This window comes from Salinispira sp. (assembly GCF_059431795.1).
The window spans coordinates 102,682-124,099 of record NZ_JBXWXS010000002.1 but is presented as its reverse complement, the minus strand read 5'-3'; the positions used below and the strand labels follow the sequence as shown (position 1 = coordinate 124,099).

At 54.1% G+C, this 21,418-nt stretch carries 13 protein-coding genes; 9 read left to right on the top strand and 4 right to left on the bottom strand.

Annotated elements, in window-relative coordinates; all coding sequences use genetic code 11:
- Positions 1-78 precede the first annotated feature (78 nt).
- Both AC52PS_RS01005 and AC52PS_RS01000 read right to left on the bottom strand, forming a co-directional pair.
- The gene (locus tag AC52PS_RS01005) at positions 79-2,145 is read right to left on the bottom strand and encodes a GH36-type glycosyl hydrolase domain-containing protein (RefSeq protein WP_495561161.1); all 2,067 of its coding nucleotides are present in this window, start codon (positions 2,143-2,145) and stop codon (positions 79-81) included.
- On the bottom strand, positions 2,142-3,755 hold the full coding sequence (locus AC52PS_RS01000) for a glycoside hydrolase family 3 protein (RefSeq protein ID WP_495561160.1): 1,614 nt from the start codon (positions 3,753-3,755) through the stop codon (positions 2,142-2,144). The genes AC52PS_RS01005 and AC52PS_RS01000 overlap by 4 nt, the downstream gene beginning before the upstream one ends.
- Positions 3,756-3,993: 238 nt before the next feature.
- Between AC52PS_RS01000 and nagA the strand changes: the two genes are divergently transcribed.
- The 4 genes from nagA (at position 3,994) to AC52PS_RS00980 (ending at position 8,426) form a co-directional block, all read left to right on the top strand.
- Positions 3,994-5,169, top strand: a complete 1,176-nt coding sequence (nagA, locus tag AC52PS_RS00995; RefSeq protein ID WP_495561159.1) for an N-acetylglucosamine-6-phosphate deacetylase — start codon at positions 3,994-3,996, stop codon at positions 5,167-5,169.
- A 93-nt stretch (positions 5,170-5,262) separates the two neighbouring features.
- Positions 5,263-6,081: a glucosamine-6-phosphate deaminase gene (gene nagB / locus AC52PS_RS00990; protein ID WP_495561158.1), complete on the top strand. Its 819-nt coding sequence runs from the start codon at positions 5,263-5,265 to the stop codon at positions 6,079-6,081.
- A gap of 39 nt (positions 6,082-6,120) precedes the next feature.
- Complete coding sequence (locus AC52PS_RS00985; RefSeq protein ID WP_495561157.1) at positions 6,121-7,302, top strand: ROK family transcriptional regulator; 1,182 nt, start codon at positions 6,121-6,123, stop codon at positions 7,300-7,302.
- Positions 7,303-7,316: 14 nt separating this feature from the next.
- A complete protein-coding gene (locus AC52PS_RS00980; RefSeq protein ID WP_495561156.1) occupies positions 7,317-8,426 on the top strand; it encodes an ROK family protein in 1,110 nt (369 codons plus the stop codon).
- Positions 8,427-8,428: 2 nt separating this feature from the next.
- Here AC52PS_RS00980 and AC52PS_RS00975 read toward each other — a convergent pair whose 3' ends face one another.
- Together AC52PS_RS00975 and AC52PS_RS00970 are read right to left on the bottom strand one after the other, a co-directional pair.
- Positions 8,429-10,588 (bottom strand): HAD-IIB family hydrolase, encoded by a 2,160-nt coding sequence (locus AC52PS_RS00975; RefSeq protein WP_495561155.1) that lies wholly within the window; start codon positions 10,586-10,588, stop codon positions 8,429-8,431.
- A gap of 72 nt (positions 10,589-10,660) precedes the next feature.
- Positions 10,661-12,040 (bottom strand): glycosyltransferase, encoded by a 1,380-nt coding sequence (locus tag AC52PS_RS00970; RefSeq protein WP_495561154.1) that lies wholly within the window; start codon positions 12,038-12,040, stop codon positions 10,661-10,663.
- A gap of 182 nt (positions 12,041-12,222) precedes the next feature.
- Between AC52PS_RS00970 and AC52PS_RS00965 the strand changes: the two genes are divergently transcribed.
- From AC52PS_RS00965 to AC52PS_RS00945, 5 genes are read left to right on the top strand one after another with little or no spacing between them, the layout of a single operon-like run.
- The gene (locus AC52PS_RS00965) at positions 12,223-13,224 is read left to right on the top strand and encodes an AAA family ATPase (RefSeq protein WP_495561153.1); all 1,002 of its coding nucleotides are present in this window, start codon (positions 12,223-12,225) and stop codon (positions 13,222-13,224) included.
- A 7-nt stretch (positions 13,225-13,231) separates the two neighbouring features.
- Entirely contained in the window at positions 13,232-14,557 is a 1,326-nt protein-coding gene (locus tag AC52PS_RS00960) for a DUF58 domain-containing protein (protein WP_495561152.1), read from the top strand.
- Positions 14,554-16,767 (top strand): DUF4129 domain-containing transglutaminase family protein, encoded by a 2,214-nt coding sequence (locus AC52PS_RS00955; protein ID WP_495561151.1) that lies wholly within the window; start codon positions 14,554-14,556, stop codon positions 16,765-16,767. Before AC52PS_RS00960 ends, AC52PS_RS00955 begins: the two co-directional genes overlap by 4 nt.
- Positions 16,767-18,056, top strand: a complete 1,290-nt coding sequence (locus AC52PS_RS00950; RefSeq protein WP_495561150.1) for an outer membrane protein assembly factor BamB family protein — start codon at positions 16,767-16,769, stop codon at positions 18,054-18,056. Before AC52PS_RS00955 ends, AC52PS_RS00950 begins: the two co-directional genes overlap by 1 nt.
- Positions 18,057-18,098: 42 nt before the next feature.
- Positions 18,099-21,377 carry a WD40 repeat domain-containing protein gene (locus AC52PS_RS00945; RefSeq protein ID WP_495561149.1) on the top strand — a complete coding sequence of 1,093 codons (3,279 nt, stop codon included), beginning with the start codon at positions 18,099-18,101 and terminating at the stop codon, positions 21,375-21,377.
- Positions 21,378-21,418: the final 41 nt, after the last annotated feature.

Here is a 21,418-nt window from a genome sequence, read left to right as displayed (position 1 = left end):
ACTGTATATTTTTTACAATAAAGGGGATTCAGCCCGGCTCGTCTGAATAAAGATACGATTCGAGCCGACCAGGGAGCATCATATCCGGATGTTTCCAGGGAAGATATGATCAAACAGGGAAAGTGCAAGCCAGTTCACCGTACCGGTAAGCCAGGGGATGCCTCCCTGCCCGTCTTTTGCAGCATAATACCCGCCGTTATAATAATTCACTAAAACATAGGGTTCGGCCTTGGTTTTTGCCGGATCCTTTCGGAAGGGCAGAAGCCGAGAAAGATATTCCAGTGCCCCTTCACTGCGGCCTGCCTTCAGCAGGGCGTACACGGCAAACGCGGAAGCATGATTATACACTGCATAGTTTTCCCCCACCCCCGGTGCCAGACAGCTGAGATTTCCCACATCCGGATCGTATTCTTCAAATCCCGGATGGCAGATGAGCAAGCCGTTGTCGTTCGCCAAGCGGGAGAGCATGCCATCCAGTGCCAGGGAGGCTTTTTCCGGATCCCGTTCACCCATGCCGCTGATGGTAAACCAGGCCTGGGGGAGGAGGAATATCCGTTCTTCCCCTCCCACGGCACTGCCGTTCTCATGGTATCCCCGAAGGAACCATTCCCCGGTCCAATTATTCACAACCCCTTCATAGAGAGTGTCCTTTTCCTTCTCAGCGTCAAAGTCCAGCTCCAGCCCGTAGCGTTCCCCCAGGTCCTGGAGAATGGAAATGGCATAATACGCCATCTCGTTGAGCCAGAGGCTCTCACCCCGGAGGCCCATACCGCTGAGGGCGTCGTTCCAATCTCCCACCCCGATTTCAAGCAGGCCATGGGGGCCGTAGTTGAGGACATATGAAAGCCCCCTGAGCATATGTTCCCAGATGCTTGCCCGTTCCTCGCTCTGGAAAAACCCATGCTCCTCCAGCAGGAAGGTCCCATCGCCACCCTGATCAAGGTAGCGCTGAACCGCCGGGGGCAGCCACAAGGGGAGATCCCGAAAATCTCTCTCGTCGTTCATTCCCCCGCCGGTATTCCACTGTCGGAGACATCGGCCGTTATCCATCATTTTGCTGCAGAGGGTTCGGATCAGATCCGCTGAGCCCCCGGGATCAAAGAAACTCAAGCCCATGGCATCCTGGGCTACATCCCGGTATCCCCGGAATGTTGAGCGCACCATCCCCTGAGACTGTTGGATGATCTGGTAGGGAAGAAAGCTGGATACATATGAGCGAAGCCGGGGTTCGACCACCTGCAGCCACTCCTTCCGGTGGAGTTTCTCCTTCCATTCGCCGGGAACGGCCAGTGCCCGACGCTGCACCGAATCGGCATCGGGAAAGGTTTTACGCGATTCCTCTGCAGCCCCCTCCCCCTGGCCGAGGAAAATGTTGATCACCTGTGATTCACCGCCTTCCAGGCGAAGGTCATACTGGAACGATGCGGCATACGGATCACCTGCCGAGGGATTGTTCCCCAGAAGACCCTTTCTGATAGCCTCGGGATCCCGGTAATCTCCCTCCCCGGTGAATTCAACCAGACTCGATTCAAATGCCCGGGGGGGAACATCCGTGCGGCAGAACCCGAATACGGGTTTGGCATCGGTGCGGAAAAACTCAAGCTGATGGATATCGCTTCGGTAGCGGGAATTGGTGAACCAGCTGAAGTACACGGGATCTACGCCATGGGTATCGTAGAGAAGAAATTCCGCCAGGGTGAAAAGCTGAAAAGATTTCGCCTTCGGAGAGAGGTTCTCCGCCCGAATGCTCCAGATTTCATAACGCCCCTCTGAAGGAAGAAAATGGCTGCTCTCCACGGAGAGGGAATCCCTGGTTCCCCCTAGCGAAGTCATTCCCGGTTGATGGACACAACGGTATTCATCCAGAGGATTGGCCGTGGGGTAAAGGCTCGGATTCCACACCCCCTCATGGTCGCGGACATATACAAAGCGGCCCCTGTTGGGGGTGAAAAAGTCATAATTGGTAACCACCACCCGGGGTTCGGTGAGAGTGGTGGCAAAGCCGTCTCCCACATGACTGATTTTCAGGCCGTACTCTCCGTTGGAAATAAAATTATACCAGGGGCGGTATCGCAGTGGTGAAGTGAGGATAAACCTTCCATCTTCCATTCTCCAGTGTTCCGCGAATTTTTGTTCTGAGCTCATATTTTCTTGCTCTCCTTCTCACTGAAATAGCCGGTCTGGAAAATTGCCTCGGTAAGAGCGGTGATGATATGGGGGGTCAGCCCGCCGGTAACGATTACTGCATCGGAATAGGGTTTTAGAAGGGGGGCATCGTCGGGGCTTCTGGTGGCTAGGGAAATTATCCGTGGCTTGCGGTTTTCCCGATTTCGGGCCACCTGGGATATCTGCTTAAGCACCTCCAGCTGACGGTCAAAGCGATAAGCGTTCACGGTGGTGAAAATGAGCACATCCGAGACGAAGCCGATGTCGAAACAGGAAAGGATCTCCTCCTCGGTGGGGTTCCACGGCATAATCACCTCCTTCACATAGGGGAGGATTCCTGCGGATTCAATAGCCTGTTTCAGGGAAATATCGTAGAAATTGACCGTATCGGACATCACAAGACGGGCGGGGTTGGCAAGCACCACCGAAATCCGCTCCTTCGGACCGGGGGTAACGGGGAACATATTCATGGGATCATGATATTTCACCAGAGCTTCCCTGGACAATTCCAGGCTGATTTTATCCCCTTCTTCCTTACTGAACTCTTTGGTTTCTCCGACCCGGCCGATATCAAACTGAAATTTCTTTTCCAGAATTCGTCCCACCGACTCATCTATCCGCTCCATGGGAATTCTTCCTTCCTCCACGGCGGCTGCGATGGCGGGTATGAACCACTCTCCGGCCCCGGTAAAAATAACAAGGTCGACACCTGCATTCACCGCCAGAATCGCTGCTTCTTCCTTGCTGTACATATTCATGATGGCCTTCATAATGAGATCGTCACTGATCACCAATCCCTGGAAGCCCAAGGTATTTCTGATATATGAATGAACGGCGGGACTCAAGGTTGCCGGCAGATCTTCAAAACTCTCATATATTGCATGATGAGTCATTATTGCATCCAGTCCCTCAGAAATCGCCCGTTTAAAGGGCGCCAGTTCAACGGACTCCAGACGCTCCATGCTGTAGTCGATCCGGTCAAGAGCATGATGGGTATCCCGCTCGGTGAGTCGCTGCCCGGGGAAATGTTTGGCACAGGCCATAATTCCTGCTTCCCGAATACCCGATACAAAACCTGACCCCATATCCGATACCACCCGGGGATCTGAGGAAAACATCCGATTGTCCACCACAGGAACTCCGTTCCGGGAATCGTAGCTCACATCCAGGACCGGGGCAAAATTGATATTGATACCCGCATACTTCAGTTCTTTCCCGATCTGGCTTGCCGCCCGGGCTGCAAGCTCAGAATGATCGGCAAATCCCAGGGCCATATTGCCGGGAAATATGGTAACGCCCCGGTAGAGTGCGGAAAGCTGGCCCCCCTCCTGATCGAGGGTAATAAAAAGAGGAATTTTATGGTGACTCCGTGATCCGTGATCCTGGATTTTCTGAGAGAGGGTATGGAGCTGCTCGATATTATCCACATTAGCTCCGGAGAAAAATATCACTCCCCCAAGCAGACCCTTTTCCGCCTTTTCGATCAATTCAGGGGTAAGATCGTCCTTCCCCACAAAATCATGGAGAAACATCTGGGCGATCTTCTCCTCCAGGCTTAATGATTCCAAAACACCTTGCAGCTCATTCATGGCACGCTCCTTTTCAGCTTATGATTATCTGGTAATGGCTGAATTTGGTTAGTTTTTTGCCCTAACTAACAAACCAATGTTAGGTGGTAGTTCTGGATATGTCAATATTAATTCTCTATTCAGCTGTTTGCTCCGGTTGACAGCTGATGTTTCGGGGGCTACATTGTATATAGTTAGTACACACAACTAACCAACATGAGGGAGCTGAATATTTCGACCGCTTCCCCGGAGGAAACGAATGAATAGAATCGTACTATATAACGCCACGGTATTCACCGGTGTCACCAAGGTGGAACGAAGTGCCGTACTCATAGAGGACGGTATTATTGCGGATGTATTTTCCGAGAAGCGCTTCGCTCAAAAATCCTTTTCCCCGGGAACCGACCTCTACGATTTGGAGGGAGCGTATTTGGGTGCCGGTCTCATTGACACTCACATCCACGGCCTCCACGGCCATGGGACAGATGATCTTACAGTGGAGGCGATTGTGGCAATGAGCGACGCCCTGGTGGACTACGGGGTAACCAGTTTCTGCCCCACCATCTACCCGCAACAGGATGAGGATTTTTTTGCTTCTATTAAGGCCAGCACCGATGCCATGGGCAGGGAAACCGGCGCCGAAATTCTGGGGCTCCACCTGGAGGGGCCCTTTATCAACCCGGAAAAGCGGGGCGTGCAGATTCCCGAATACATGAAGGCCGTTGACCTTTCCCTCATGGAAGAATATTACCGCATGGCACGGGGGCAGATAACCAACATGACGGTAGCTCCCGAGTTGAAGAACATGCGCGAACTTGCACTCTACTGCGCTAAGAAAGGAATTGTGCTCCAGGCGGGCCATTCAAGCGCAAGCTATGACCAGATGCGGGAAGGGATGGAAGCGGGGATCACCCATGCGACCCACTTCTTCAATGCCATGCGGAAAATGCATCACCGGGACCCGGGTCTTGTGGGAGCCATTCTGATCCACCCCGAGCTGACCTGTGAACTGATCGCCGACGGTGAACATGTGCACCCGGCCATTGTTCAGCTTCTGGTAAAGGAAAAGGCGGCGGACAAGATCTGTCTGGTTACCGACGCCATTAAACCGACAAATCAGAATGGCGGCTGCCTCCTTGCCAACCAGGAAAAAGTGTATCTTGGAGAAGACAAGGTCTTTCACCGAAAGAAAGATGATGTGATTGCCGGCAGCGCACTCACCCTCAACAGGGGAGTGGGGAATATGGTGGAATGGGGAATAAGCCCCACAGATGCATTGCTGATGGCAAGTTACAGCCCGGCGAATATTCTGGGCTTCCATAAAGAGATAGGAAGCCTGTTACCCGGCAGGAAGGCCAATTTGGCGGTATTCGACCGGGATTTCAACGCAGTAGCCACTCTGGTGAACGGCAGCTTTCTGAAGAAAGAGATCTGATATACAGGATACAATAGTCTGAAACAGAGGTGGGCATCCTTCAAAATCGCTGATTTTTGAAAGTGCCTCAGGAAAGACACAGGAGAATGCGAAATGAGACTGATCGTCCAGAACAATTATGAGAGCATGAGTAAATGGGCCGCAGCCTATGTGGTCCGGAAAATCCGGCAGTTCAACCCCGGACCCGAGTCCCCCTTCGTTCTGGGTCTTCCCACCGGATCTTCACCGGTTGGAATGTACCGTGAACTGATACGCATGCATCAGGAAGGTCTGGTAAGTTTCAAACACGTGGTGACCTTCAATATGGATGAGTACGTGGGACTGGAAGAAACTCATCCTCAGAGTTATCACTATTTTATGTGGGAACACTTTTTCTCCCATATCGACATTTCCAAAGAGCAGGTCCATATTCTGAACGGTATGGCGGAGGATCTTGATCGTGAATGCAAAAATTACGAAACGTCCATCCGGGAAGCCGGAGGCATAGATCTCTTTTTGGGAGGTATCGGCACCGACGGGCATATTGCGTTTAACGAACCGGGCAGCAGTCTCAGTTCCCGTACTCGAATCAAAACACTCACAAAAGATACCAAAGAAGCGAACTCACGCTTTTTCGACGGAAATGTGCATCAGGTACCTGACAGAGCCCTCACCGTGGGGGTTGGAACAATTATGGACGCATCGGAGATTCTGCTTCTGGCAAGCGGCCACAATAAAGCCCGGGCCCTGGAGCAGTCCATTCAGCAGGGAGTCAATCACATGTGCACCGTGAGTTGTCTTCAACTGCATCCCCATGCAATTATTGTCAGCGATGAGGAAGCCACCTATGAGCTGAAAGTGGGAACCGTAAAATATTTCAAGGATATTGAAGCACCCAACCTGGACCACCGAAGCATGCTGGACAAGCTATAAGTTGCAATATCCACAGGATCAAAACGAAGGCGGCGAACAATGACGGCGGGAAATCAGACGTTTCAAAAACAGGCAAACCTTTCACTTGTTCTCAGACGGATCAGAGAACACGGCATGATCAGCCGGGTTGAACTCTCCCGGCTTCTGGGTCTGAAGAAATCCACGGTAACCAATATTATCGCCGAATTGCTGGAACGGGGAATAGTTGAGCAGCGGAAGGAAGGAGAAGCCTCAAGCATGGGCGGCCGGAAACCTGTCTACCTGGGAATCCGCCCGGGAATCGCAGGAATTCTGGGGCTGGAAATTGAGCTTGGGTTTTACCGGGCGGTCTACCTGGATCTTTCGGGAAACCGGCTGTGGAGCAGTTTTGCAGAGGTTCCGCCCCTCCCCCTGGAACAGATGTTCGACTACATCATTCAGCAGGTATGGAAGGATATCGAAGCCACCGGCGTCCCCCCCGCAGGTATCGGGGTTGCCATTCCCGGGTCCATAGATCTGCAGCAAGGCAGGATTATTGAAAGTGTAACCTTCAAGCTGAAGGACTACGACTTTGCAGAGAAAATCTCATCCAAGTATTCCATCCCTGTATTTCTGGAAAACGACACCAACTGCGGCGCCTGGGGGGAGCTTTGGAGACGAAACGATGAAAAGGTTAACTTTATCTATCTTCTAATCCGCTTCCATTTTCATAATCTGGAAAAAACCGAAAAACCCGGTGTGGGTCTGGGGCTGGTAATCAACGGGCAGGTGTACTATGGCTCAAGTTTCAGATCCGGGGAATTGGGTTCCAATCTATGGGACCGGGAGGGTACCGAATACCTTGATATGAGCGGCGAAGAACTGCTGAGAATCAAGGAAGAGCCCATACTCATGAAGAAATTTCTGGAGGAGCTTTTCCGCAAACTTTCCCAGGCGTTCAGCATTCTCGATCCTTCGGAGGTATTTCTTGCGGGTGACGTGGAAGAATACCGGGATATGATTCCCGATGTACTGGAAGCTCTCCAGGATGACAGCTGGTTCGGGAACCCGCGGCAACGGGAGAAACTCAGTTTCTCCCGGGGAGGAGATATGGAAATGCCCTATGGGGCGGCATGCATGGTCCTAGAGCGCCTCTACAGTATCCCCCAACTGGGCAGCAGCAGGGGGCGCATGCATATCGACTGGGATCATGTCTTTGATATCCTGGGCCAGCCCCCTTCCCCCCTGCTGAAAACCAGCTGAATCGGAGAACTTCAATGTATAGTCTGGGAATTGATATCGGGGGCACGAGTATAAAAGCCTCATTGTACCGTCAGGAAAAAGATACCGACACATTCAGCCCGGTGGCAGAAGCGTTGAGATACCCCACCCCCTCCGACGGATCCTACCGAAGCATGCTCGATCTGCTCCACCGCATTATCGACCATCATCTGGGGATCATCCCTCGGGAACAGTCGGGTGAAGAGATGCAGATCGGCATTGGCACACCGGGATTGGTGGACAACCGGGGGTACCTCCGGGGAGATGCGGTAAATATTCCCGGCTGGACGGGCGTCCAGCTGAAAGACGAAGTATCCGCCTACGCCGCAGTGGATGTCCGGGTCGCCAACGACGTAAACATGGCCGCCTACGCAGAGTGGCGCCTGGGTGCGGGGAGAGGGAGCGAATCCATGGTATTTATCTCCCTGGGAACCGGCATCGGCTCGGGAATCATTCTCAACGGCCGCCCTGCTGCAGGGCATACTGGCATGGCCGGGGAGATCGGCCATTTGGTGGTGGAACCCGGGGGCCGGCAATGCAAATGCGGTCTCAAAGGATGTCTGGAGCGCTACAGTTCGGCCTCGGGGATCGCCCTCAGCGCAGAAATCCTGGCAGAACAGGGGGAAAAAGAGCTGAACGGCCCGCTGAGAACGGCCATTCTCTCACACTTCGGGACTTTGCAGAAATCGTCCTCATGGACTTCTTTCGCCCATACCCCTTCCTCCCAGAATCATTCATCCCAGGATTTCGCATCTCAGCATGGCCGCCGGGAATCCGGGGCCCACAGCCCGGGAAGCAGCTCTGCCCGCCGGGTATATGAAGCCCTGGCACAGGGGGACCCTCTGGCCCGGGCAGTCCACGATTCCAGCTCCCGGCGTCTGGCCCAGGGAGTGGCTGCGGTTGCCCACATGTTGAACCCCCAGGTAATTGTCCTGGGGGGAGGAGTTCTTGCCGCCGGGGATGTGGTCATTCAGGGTGTGCAGGAGCGGATTCATGAGTTTCTTATGCCCATGGCACTGAAAGATCTGGAAATCCGCCGCACCCATCTGGGACCCGATGCAGGAATGCTCGGGGCCGCAGCCATGGCGGCGGATTTTGCCCGGTAGAACTACTCGCTGAGCTCCAGCTGTAAATTATAGTGCGCACCGATGAATCCTGCCGCCGACCAGGCCTGGTAGCGTTTTCCCATGGGTCTGCCGGTTTTACCGTGCACCCACTCGTTAAATTCCCAGTCAGCCTCAATTCCCAGATGATTCATCTGGGCCAGCCGGTAGAGTTCCTGTTGAGCCAGATCCCGCAGCCCCAGGCGGTTAATAAACATTACCCAGTATGCGCCCACAAACGGCCAGGCTCCCCCGTTATGATAATGATTGGGAAGGTTCAACAGGTTCACCGTATAGTAGGTCCGCCAGTGGGGATCCCCTGACTGGACCGGCGGATAAAGGTTCACCACAGGTGAGGGCTCGTTCACTCCAACCCCCCACATGAAATTAAACGCGGTCTTTGCCCTGTCATTACTCAGAACGTTGAAGAGTCCGGCAAGAATATTTCCATACACATCGCAGCGCCAGTCAAAATCGAAGGGGGTAATTTCCGCCAGGAGATAGTGGGTGTCTCCCAGGGTGTATTGCTGCTCGGAAAAATTTCTGGCCTGATCGTTGTGAATTGAAGGCCAGAATTTCCGGTTGATGGTTTCCTTAATCAGCTGGGCCTGCCGAAGGCGGTAGCCTGCGAGGTTGTAGTCCCCCAGCAATTCCGCAAGCCTGCCGTGGGTGAGATTTGCATAGTACCAGAGCACCTCATCGTACAAAACATTGTAGCTCCGGCCGAACAGATCCATCCAATCGCCGGCCTCGGGTATTTCCAGGAGGGAATCGTTGTTGCTGTCCTGGGCCTCCAGCCAGTTCATAATGTTCTTGATCTCATCTTCCCAATTGCGTAGATACTCGTAATCCCGGGTCTGGCGGATATAATGGTAAAACGCAATCACCAGCCAGAGACCGCTGTCGATGGATGCAATATCCCCCACACCGGAGTAGTCGGGGGTCACCGAATCAATACGCACATTGCTGGGAACCTGTCCTCTGGTGGAAGTATGCTCAAGAAGGGTCTGGAGGGTGGCTCTTTGGCAGCGCCGGATATCCGGGTCGTCCACCGAGAGGGAGTTGATAACGGTAATGGATCCGTCCCGGGCCCAGATGCTCCGGTAGTTTTCATCGGTGGTATCAAAGGTATTGTCATTGAGACTGCAGGCAGAGAACCCGATGGGGGTGATGTTCCGTTTCAGCACCTCGACGGCTTCCCGGTATGCGGTATTGATATATTCACTCTGCTCGGAACTGAGAGCCTTGAACGAATCGGAGCGCAGTACATTGTGAAGTACCGGATCGAAGTTTTTGTGACTCAGCTCTTCGTCACTAACATCTACCACTGCGGTAATCACACCAAAATGGATCAGCCCTTCAAGAACGCCGTCGGCGAAGGGTTTGGTGGCCACATAGGTGGGACGTTTGATGGTTTCCAGAAGCAGCTCGGGCTGGGCGTTTTCCACGATAATCCCCTGCACTCCGGATATCTGGAACATGGAATTGTCGTTACCCGTATCTCCTGCCACAAGGGTCTCTTCAACTCTAATTCCCAGCCATTGTGCAAGCCAGTTCAGGGCATTGCCCTTGTTGGCATAGAGGGGGAGGATATCCAAATCCCGGCTGGAGGAATAGATCACATTCACTGAGAGGCCCTCTTCCTCCAGTGCTTTCTTGATCTCATCGATTCTCTTAGGCGGGGCATCATGAAAATACCAGCTGGATTTGAATTGATTCTGATATTTACTGGGTTGGAATTCCAGTTCCGGGAATCCCCGCATCACCTTCTGAACCGTATTCAGATCCCAGCCTGCATTCAGGGTGTCGGAAAATACCTTGATATACTCCCGCTTCCGGTAATCATAGATCACCGTTCCCACTCCGCAAATCAGATAATCGGGATCCGGGAGATAACTTGATTTAATGGCCTCAATAGTATGGGGAAGAAGGCGGCCTGAATTATACACCAGAAGAGGTGCGGAATCTCCCGAGGAATGTCCCCGGGTATCCCCGCTGTCATCCCTCAACGCCTTCCAGGTATGCTGGAAGGCCAGGGTGGCGTCGGGCTTCCCGATGAGGGTCCCGTCCAGATCTGAGGAAAACAGCTTAATTCTGGTACCCTTTCCGGTTTTCGCCGGTTCCCGGTTTTGATGCTTTCGGTGTTCCTTTTTCTGCTCGGCCATTGGGTTAACTCCTAAGGTTGCCTGTATCTTACGTCGGATATACGCGTCGGCTGTGAATGAACGGACGGAGCGTCAACGATTCACCACATCAGTGAGGTTTTCCACCTCGTTTAACAGTCGCTGGGCGATTCCCGTCCAGGTGAACCGGGCCCGGGCCCGCTGGGCTGCCCTGAGTTTCAGCCGGTCCCTCAATGCGGGATAATGCAGGGCTTCAAACATATTAATTCCCAGTTCCAGCCGGTCGAAGGGATCGGCGAAGAGGGCATGCACCCCGTACTCCAGCACCCTGTAGAGCCCGCCGTTTACCGTCACAATGCAGGGTGTACCGCTGGCCATGGCCTCAATGGCAGTCATGCCGAACGGTTCATACCTGCTGGATAGCACAAAGAGATCACCGGCCCGGTAGTAATCCGGAAGGTCTTCATCGCTGATAAAACCAAGGTATTCAATGTTGTCCTGGGTTCCCGCCTCCTTGCTGATCCGCTGGAGCTTATCGTAAATGGCCTGCTCAGACGGGCTGCGATCATCGTGACCGATGGCCAACACCAGTTTTGCATCGGGAATACGCTCCACAACCAGGGAGAATGCATCCACCAGCAGGTCCAGGCCCTTATTTTCCGCAAGCCGGGAGACGGCGAATACCGTGGGCCCCTCCCAGCCGAGCCTGCTGCGCACTGCCTGCCGGGAAGACTCACCCACAGGAAAGAAGCGGTTATCGTCATATCCCGGGGGAATCATCCGCATATCTGTATGGGAAACATCGTAATCTTCCTGAATTTTGTCAACCTGGATCGGTGTGGTTGCCACCAGCAGGTCGCAGGTGCGGTAGATGCTGGTTTCATGGGCAATCCGCTCGGTAAAATTGTATTTTTGTTCGAAACTGTCCGCGTCCTCGGGATAATCGGTGAGCATCTGTTCTTTCTTCCAGCTGCCGATGGAATGGGGGGTGTGAACATGGGGAATCTCCAGCTGCTCCGACAGCAGCTGACCCGCAAGACCGGCGTCCCAATAATGGCTGTTTACAAAGCTGTAGTTCAGATCGTTGCGCTGAATATAATTTTTGGCATTTTTTACCCATTCGGGGATGGAACGGTAAAGATACTCCTTGGGAATGAAATCTTCTCCGCCGCAGGGCATGCGGATAATCCGTACATTTTCATCCACCTCTTCAACTTCAGACTGTCCCTCGAATTTCCTGGTCCAGATATCAACCTGATACCCGAAGTGGCTGATTTTTTTCGAAAGCTCAAGAACATATACCACCTGCCCGCCGGTGTCCGGAGCTCCCAACGGAGGTTCGGCCGCCACATATCCGTGGGTTGAAATCATCATTATTCTGTTGGATGCGCCGCCCTTGGCAATACCGGGGCCGGGAGTAGCTGAGCCGGAGACTCCTGTTTTGCCCGATGGTTCGGTCCGTTTTTCTGTTTTCTTTCCTCGTTTGCGAAGCATTGAAATTCCTCCCTGGGCGTTCTGCAATTTCCATGGTTGAAAGACTGCAATGGATGCAGCAGCTAACGCAACGCAGTTCGCCCAACTTTAAGCATAGTGATAGAAGCACTTTTTGGCCAGTGAGATCCATGAAAGGGATTTGCAGGTGGTCAGCGGCGGCGACGATTTGTATAATTGAGTATATGAAACAGGAAATTGACAGACTGATCGATAATATTCAGTCAGTGATCTACGTAGATCGGACCAAACTTGAATATATTGTGGCAGCCATGATTGCCGGAGGACATGTAATGCTGGCGGACACCCATGGTGTGGGAAAAACATCCCTCGCCCGGGCCCTTGCGGGGAGCATCCGCTGGCCGGAGCAGATGCGCACCCTGGAAGGAGTTGAGATATCCTATTTCAGCCGTATTCAGTGTACGGTTGATCTCCTCCCCCAGGATATTTTGGGGTTCACCAGAATTTTGGGCTCGGAATATGAGATGATCTTCAACCGGGGGCCCATCTTCAGCCACTTCATACTCTGTGATGAAATCAACCTTCTTACTCCCAAAACCCAGGGAAGCTTTTTCCAGGCCATGGAGGAGAAGCATGTGAGCATTGAAGGGAAAACCTACAGTCTGCCCCGGCTCTTTTTCCTGATTTCCACCATGAATCTGAAAGGGAACCATCTCTTTCCCCTTCCCGCCCCCCAGCTTGACCGCTTTATGATCCAGATATCCTTAGGATACCCCAGTGCTGAAGACGAGCTGAATATTGTGGCCACCCACGGTTCCAGCAACGCCTGGGACAACTTCGCCCCGGTTGTCAGCGAGGAGGAAATTCTCAGCTGGATGAACCGGGTGGATGGGATGGAACTTCATCCGGATGTGCTGGATTATATTATCTCCCTGGTGCGGGCGACCAGGAGTCACCGGCAGGTTGAACTGGGAGCAAGTCCCCGTACCGGGGTGAAACTTTCACGTCTGGCCCGGGCACTGGCAATTGTACGGGGGGAGGATTTCGTGAGCATCGATACAGTGAAAGAGATTGCAGTGCCAGCCATGGCCCACAGAATTGAATGTCAGGATGCGTCCCTTGAATCCGGCGACGTTATCCGGGATATTCTGGCCACCCAGCCCGTGGACGGAAAAAAATCTCCCCGTGTGGCAAAGCAGGGCGGCCTCTCCTCGGTAAAAAGCTGAGGTGATCATGAAGGGCAATCCCCGACTCACCGGAACCCGGCATTTCGAGCCCCTGGCAGCAGCAGGGGAGATCATGGAGCGGTTTCCTTTGCGGATATTCGGGATGATCAGCTTTATCGGCGGGATTATCCTCACTTCCCGGGGCATGCTTATGAGCGATCCTCCGGGCCTGGCGCTGGGTATTCTGGCCCTGGTATTCAGCATGGCCTTCACCATAGTTCTGTATGCCCTGCCCGCCCGGGAAACGGAAGACTCTCTGAACTGGTTTTCCGCCCCTCCCCTTCATGCCGGCCGGGAAAACCACAGCCACCATCTTGAAGCCGCAGCCTGGCCGCTGCCCCCCCTGTTTAGAATGCATGTTCAGCTGGGAGGGTATCTTGAGGCAGGAGATGAGATTCTCTACCGCTACCGGAAAGAATATCGTCTGGACAGCGCAGAACGCTGCGGTATTCTCATCTCGCCCCCCATGCCGGGCGTTCTTCACCTTGAAGCAAGAATCTACATCTGCGACATGTTCGGTCTATCCCGGCGCAGGCTGGGAGAGGTGCGGGACCGCAGCATTCCCGTACTCCCCTTATCCGGGGCAACAGGCAATATGCATATCAGACAGAGCAGTGAAAGCAGCGATGATAATACCCGGGTAAAACCTGCGGATGAGGAGAAAATATTTATCAGGGATTATCAGGCGGGAGATCTTGCCCGGGATATCAACTGGAAGGCATCCAGCAGGATCGATAGCCTGCTGACCCGCATTCCTCCGGAATCGGAAAGCCCGTCCCCCAGACTCCGGCTGGGCGTTCTCGCTTTCAGGGGAGGCAATCGTCCCGATTTCAGCACCCTGGCTGAGCTGGCCAGGCTGAAATCTCTGATTCGGGGATACATGGAACAGGGGCTGCAGCGGGATGAAGGGTTGAGCTTCACCCTGGTTCTGGGATTGCAGCAAATTGAGGTAAACCACAGCGACGAGCTTGACTCCTGCATTGAACGGCTGGCTGCCTGGCTGCCCCCCGCCATGGGTGATCCCGGGGAGGACCTTTTGGCCAACGCCGTGCTGGGGGGAGGAGGCTACGAAAGCTACTCTGCGGTGTTCACCCATGCAGGGGCATTTTCCCGGCAGGGAGTCTCGCAGGCATTGTTTGCCCACCCCCTTCTTCAGGGTGCACGGGTGTTCTGTGTATGCCGCACATCTGCAGATCAGACAGATGCACCGGTCTACAACTTTTTCCCCGGAGGGGGGTTCTCTCCTCTAGCCCGCCAACATGGAAATCTTCTCCCCTGCCCGGTCCTGGCAGAGGGTCAGGAGAGCAGCCTGGTGCGAACGGAGGTACTATGAAGGCAATATTAGTCGGCAGGCTGCTCCTGCTCGCGATTCTGGGTATTATTCCGGCTTTTCACCCTGGAATTCTCCGCTTTTCAGACCCGGCATATTTGGTACAGTCATTCCTTCTGCTTCCCGGTGCAGTTGTTTTGGGTTTTCTGCACCACCGGCTGGGGCAAAAAGTCCTGGTTTCCCCGAACCGCATATTCAACGGCAGAATTGCCGTCAGTCATCTCCTTGCCGCAGCTGCGATACCCCTTGTATTTCTGATTTTCGGAATCAACGCCACCTCTCTGAGGCTCACCTCGCTGTGGCTGTACGGGTATATCAGCATGTATTTGGCGGTGGAACATGGCATTCTCAGGATAATGTATGTGGATCTGTTTTACTTCGCGTACATTCTCATACGGCTTCTGGGGTACGGCCGGGTTTCGGATGAAATGCTTCAGGCAAGCCGGGGGTTCAACACCGGAGGGATTATCATTCTAATTTCCGGATTTATCTCCTACGGCATCTTAATATATCGTCACCAATTCAGTTCCCGCAGCCGCAGCCCCCGGGGGGCTGAGCTTGCCGGAGCCCTGGGGGTTTTCACCACCATGGCGGTTCTCATTGCCCTTCTCATTCCCGGAAATTCAGTGAGCAATCCCCGGGTATTCAACGGGTTGAATGATATTATCGAACCCCGTCTGCGCCCGCTCAACCGGGAAAGCAACAGCCTTGAGCAGGGGGGCAACCTACAGGGAGGCGGAGGAGAAGATGGCCAGGAAGGACAGGAAGGCCGGGAAGGTGAAGTGTACGTCATGTCCCCCGACAGCTGGGGTAATCAGGGAGGAAGCGGCGAGGGCTCCCTTCAAAATCAGTACATGGTGATGGTGGTCTCTTCTCCGGCAAGTCCCGTGTATCTTGCCGATCGTTACTATAACCATCTTGATCCCGCCAGAGGGTTCTATTCCGATCCGGAATTCCAGCTCAACCGGCTTCCCCGTGCCCAGTACCTGGAAAGCTGGGTAAACCCCGATCCCGTGCCCCTGAGAAACAGAAGCCCTGTGTGGATCGACGTTTACTCCACCATCCGGGACAAGGTAAGTTCCTACCAGCCCCTGGAGATCGAACCCAGCGTCATGGACACCCGCTACTATCCCTTAAGCTTCAGCTACCGTGCCCGTTCTCTTATATCTAATCTTTCCATACATGGAATATTCCCCCGCAGCGGAGAATTGACCAGCGAAGACCGGGAAAACCTGTCCGGGTACCTGGAAGTGGAGCTGAGCCCCCCCGAGCTGGCACGTTACCGGGAGCATCTGGATTCATTTATGCCTGAAGATGCAGAGTATATGGAACGGATTATCGCCATCCTCAACCATTACCGGGAGTACCAGTATGAGCTGGGATTCACAGATGATGTAAGTATCCCCGCAATATCCGACTTCCTTTTTAACCACCGCAGCGGCGACTGCACAGAGTTCTCAAACAGTGCGGCGATTCTGGCAAGAATGGCGGGGATACCCTCCCGGGTGGTAACCGGCTACCTGGTTTCCGACGGTCTCCAGACCAACTCCCACAAACAGGCTCTTGCCCAGCTTAGGGAACAGTTCCCTCCCCTTGAGGAGGAGGATCCTTCAGACCTGTATCTGGTCACAACCGTGCACCGCCACTCATGGGCGCAATTTTATCTTCCGGTGTACGGCTGGGTGGACTTTGAAGCCACAAGCCAGGCCATTCCCCCCCAGGGCAGCATGGATCCCAACTCCCTGAATGTGGTAATTCCCGACCTTCAGGAACGCACCGTATATAATAGACGGGTTCCCATTCCCTGGGAGCTGCTCGGCTCGCTGGCAGTGATCATCGGCCTGCTTACCGCAGCGGGATTGTACGGGTTCCGCTGGAGCCGGATCCTCCTTCTTGGAATCATCTCCCGGGGAAGTAGTGAAACGGCTCTGAAGGCCCTGTACCGTCTCCTGCTTGTGCGGCTCCATGCACGGGGCTGGCATCTGAAAAGCCCCGACCGGACCCCCATGGAATATGCCCGGGAATACCCGGAGCTTGAGACCTTCGCCCGGCTCTACACCAGAGCCATCTACTCACCCCGGGTCTCGGGTACCGGTGTGGATCCGGAGCTGAAAACCCGGCTGAAAAACGAATACCGCAGGCTGCTCAAGGGCGGCGGCCCGGGACAGATTTTCGTTCTTCTCTTCGGGCTCAAAGATATGAGGTATCTGTAATGTTCCATCCCTCGAAATCTAAGGTAAAATTCCTTAAAACCCGCCATGATCACCGGAAACTGCTCCCGGTGATCATGGTGATCCTATCACTTTTGCTCATATCAGCCTGTTCCGGCAGACGTGAATGGATAGAGTTCCGGGGAAACCGGGGCATCGGCAAGGCGGAAACCGCCATAAATCCACCCATCGCCGTCAAATGGGAGCTGCTGCTGCAAAAACAGGAAGGGGAGCGGAGACTGTTCAACCAGCCCCTGGTTCTGGACAACACCATATACTTCGGTTCCGCCGACGGGAACTTCTACTCTCTGGATCTGAACAGCGGCTATATGAACTGGACGTTCCGCAGCGGAGGACCCATTAATTCGGTAGCCTATGCCGACCATGAACAGGTGTATTTCGGCTCAAGCGACGGCAATATCTATGCACTGGACCGGGAAAGCGGTGAAGAAGCCTGGCGATTCCCCACCCGGGGACAGGTAAATTCCACGGTGATCCCCTATAAAGATATGATCGTCGCCGCCGCAGATGCGGATGCCATGTACTTTCTCGACCGGCAGGGGAATTTACAGTTCTCTCTGGATAATCAGGTATGGCACAGAAACTCATTTCAAATCTTCAATGATATTCTGGCCTTCGCTCCCGGAAGCCCCCAGGATCCTTACAATCTCACAGTGTACGATCTGGAGACCGAGCAATATCTCTGGAGCCTGGATGAAAGCCTGGATCAGTACTACTGGTACAGTTTTCCCGGGGTAAAGAATGACCGGCTATTCTTCTCGGTCACCGGGCTGCTGCCCGACCGGGGCTGGGAGCATTACTTCGGAGCAATCGGACTGCACAGCGGTGAACTTCTGTGGGAACGGACCGAGCCTGCAGATATGCCCGGCGCCGGGGATCCTCAGCTTGCGGTGGATTATCTGCTGAAAAACAGCCTGCTTCTGGATTATGCAGCCCCTGTGGTATGGCGGAACCAGGTGATATATGCCATGGGAGACCTGCAGCTGCGCTCCTTCCACGCCGCCAGCGGCGAACTGCGCTGGAGAAAATCCTATGAGCGTCCGGTTTCCACAGCTCCCACTCTCGCCGGCGACCGAATTTACTTCGGACTGGAGGCGGACAAAGAAACCAACACCGGCATGCTGGTGTGCGCCTCTCCGGCAGACGGCAGCATCCACTGGACCATGGAAATTCAAGGAAGCATTCTCAACTCTCCGGTGATCGCCGGGCCCTGGATTATCTTCGGATCCGATGAAGGCTATTTCTACGTACTGGAAGAGGTTTTTTCCTGATGGATGGCAGATTGTACCCATCAGATCTGCTATAGTTACTTCATGCTTTCAGGAAACTACTTCCGTACGGTAATGCCGGCCATAGTGCTGTTCTTGGCACTTTTCTCTCATTCTGTACTGGGTGCTCAGGCTTCAGGATATATTCAATCAATTCAGCGGGAAACCCTGAACCAGGAACATATGCTCAGCAGCGGGGTCTACTCGCCCTTCGGAAACTATTTCGCCGCCATCAGCAGAAATAACCGGGTGAGAATGTACGATTCAAAGCACCGGCTTCTCTGGACATATCGTGGACGGGGACATCATGGTACTGCGCCCGCCCTCTCAATCAGCAGGAATGAAAAGTACGCGTTTTTTCCCGGCTACGGTGCGGAATCGAGCATTGCCATGGTTTCCACCTCAAACGGCGAGCTGATACAGATTCTCAACGGCCACAGCAGCGAAATTCGTTCGCTTATTCTCACCCCGGATAACTCGTACCTGATCAGTTTTGCACCGGGAGAACTGTTTCTCTGGAGACAAAACGGGAGGGGCTACACCCTGAGTCAAAAACTGAATACCGGCGACCTCAGGATCAGCAGCATGACAGTCTCCCCCGACGGAAAATTACTTGCTTTAGGCAACAGCAGCGACTACATCAAACTGTACCAGGTGGAAGACGAACACCACAGACTGATTCCCGAAGGGGAGCTGCGTCCAAACAGCTATTTCTCCAACACCGGGTATCTCAACGGCCTTGCATTTTCACCCGATGGAAAATGGCTGGCAGCCGGCGTGCGGGAAGAGATCACCATCTACCGGCAAGATGAATCGGGGTTTCAACCCTTCCAGATAATTTCCGAACTGGATGACGGGTATGTATATTCCTTGAGTTTCGCCCCCGACGGGAAAAGCTTTTTTGCCGGGTTCGGCGCAGGAACCGTGGGCATCTGGAGGCTGGGGAATCTTCCCGAAACGGAGGCCGCCAGGGCAGCCGAAGGACCAGAAGGAGAAAACGGAGCAGACGCAGCAGAGGAAGGCTGGGAATATCAGTCCGGCTTTTCCACCGGGCAGGAATATATTGCAGGGCTGGCGCTGCACCCCATGGGACACAGCCTGGCAACGTTGAGCATCTCACAAAACGGCGTGGTACTTTGGGAACTGAAGGGCATTTCACCGGGAAGTTTGGGAACCCTCTCTCAACTTCTGATGCTTCACAGCGGGGCCGAACACCCCGGTGACGCACAGCTTGAGGTCCTCACAGAAGAGAAGGCCGGAGAACTGCTTGGCCGTCTGGGGAGTGAAGCCCTGGCACCCCGGGGCATGTTTGAGACCGGCGACGCATATAATCTTCGGCGCAGGGATGCGGCGGAGAGGGCCTTCAAGATGGTCATGGAACTCATTCTTGAGCACTTCCAGGCTCAGGAAGAGGACGGAAGCGGGGACGGAAGCGGCGGCCTGCTGTTTCCCCTCCAGGGACGGGGAGCCTATAATGCCGACAGCATGATCTACACACTGCCGGTGTCGGGCACAGACGCAGAAGTTCACATTGCCCCCACAGAGGCGGAGCAGCTGTATATGAACTGGCAGGAGGCGGCGGTTCGTGCCAGGCCTTCCCGGGAAACGGGGTATGAATGGCTGCTTCTGCATCCCGTTCAGAACAGGGAGTATCCAGTAATTTTTGAACGGGACCCCATTATGGGGACTTCCTCAGAGGGCGAAACCCGTACCATTCCCCGGCTCTCAATTGACGAGAGAATGTTTATGGAGAATATTCAGGCGTCACCGGTCTTTCCCATATTATACCGGAGCTATGCCCGGCAGCCTGTTGTCAGAATGGAAATATCAAACAAATGGGATCGCCCCATCCAGAATCTCCGTGTTCAGGCCGGCATTGAAGGTTATGCCTCCTCGGAGGAAGTAATCGGCAGTGCTCTCATTTCCCCGGGGGAGAACCTGGATCTTCCGATTACCATCAATTTCAACAGGCAAATCATCAACAACCAGTCTACTGACAGCCTGGGACTCACCCTTGAATTTTCGTACCGCAGGGGAGGCCGGGAACGCCAGGAAACCGTCAGAATTCCCCTAACCCGCCTGGGGAACAATGCCCTGCAATGGGATGATGACAGAAAGATTGCCGCATATATTCACACATCCCAGGATCCGCTGATCATGGAAACAAGCGGCTCCGTTCTTGCTGCCCTGCCCCGAAATATTACTGACATGTTCCAAGGCAATATTCAACGGGCCGCAGCCCTGTTTGAATGGATGGGGTCCCGGGGAATCGTGTACCGCCCGGATCCGATTACACCCTACGCAGGGGTATCAGTCCACCCCGGAGAGATTGACTTCATCCAGTTTGCCAGGGAGACCATTCTGTTTCGCTCAGGAGACTGTGACGATCTGTCGGTTTTGTACGCCTCCCTTCTGGAATCCGCATCAATTTCCACCGCTTTTATTACCACACCGGGACATATTTTTCTTGCCCTGGACAGCGGGATATCGGCGGAACATAGGAGCGGCTTTTTCCCAGATCCGGGGACGGTAATCCGGCGGAATGGAAAACTGTGGATTCCTGTGGAAACAACCCTCCTTCAGGAAGGCTTCTTTCGGGCATGGCAGAAGGGTGCTCAACAGTGGCGCAGTGCAGGCATGAATGACAATGCAGAGTTTTTCACATCAGAAGAATCCTGGGAAATCTATCCTCCGGGTCAGGCTCCTCAATCGCTACTTTCTCAAGCGCTACTTTCACAGAGAGATAGTTCCATAGCCGATACCTGGGCTGATCGGCAACATGAGCTGCCATCTCAAATTGAGGACTTCAGAGAACGGCAGGTGGAGCAACTGATCAGTCTGCGGTCCCTGCAAACCCCTGAAAACCACAGGGAGCTCACCCGCAGGGGCATAATTTATGCCCGCTTCGGCATGAATTCCCGGGCAGCCTCTGATTTTCAGGAAGCGGCCAGCCGTGGCAGCTCAATAGAGCCGCTGCTTCACCTGGCCCGTCTTGCCTCGGACTCGGGAGACAGCCCCACTGCGTTGGAATATCTCCGGGAGGCGGGTGAACGCCAGCCTGACAACCCCCGGGTGCAGCTCAGTCTTGCCGCAGAACACCTGCTTTCAGGCAATACCGCCTCCGCCCGCCGGGCATACCGGCAGCTCAGTGCCCTCTCCCCGGAGATGGCGGAACGCTTTCCCTTCCTGGCCGATCCGGAACGCGGTGATGGCACGGAGCCTGAATCTGTTCAGAGATCCCAATCCGCTTCTGACAGAAGGTCCTGGGACAGCGGCACATCTCCGGCTCTCAGGGATTATCTTGAGAATTACTGGAGCGATTAAGCCCATGGAACTCATCGTATTCCCCTCCCCCCGGAACTGAT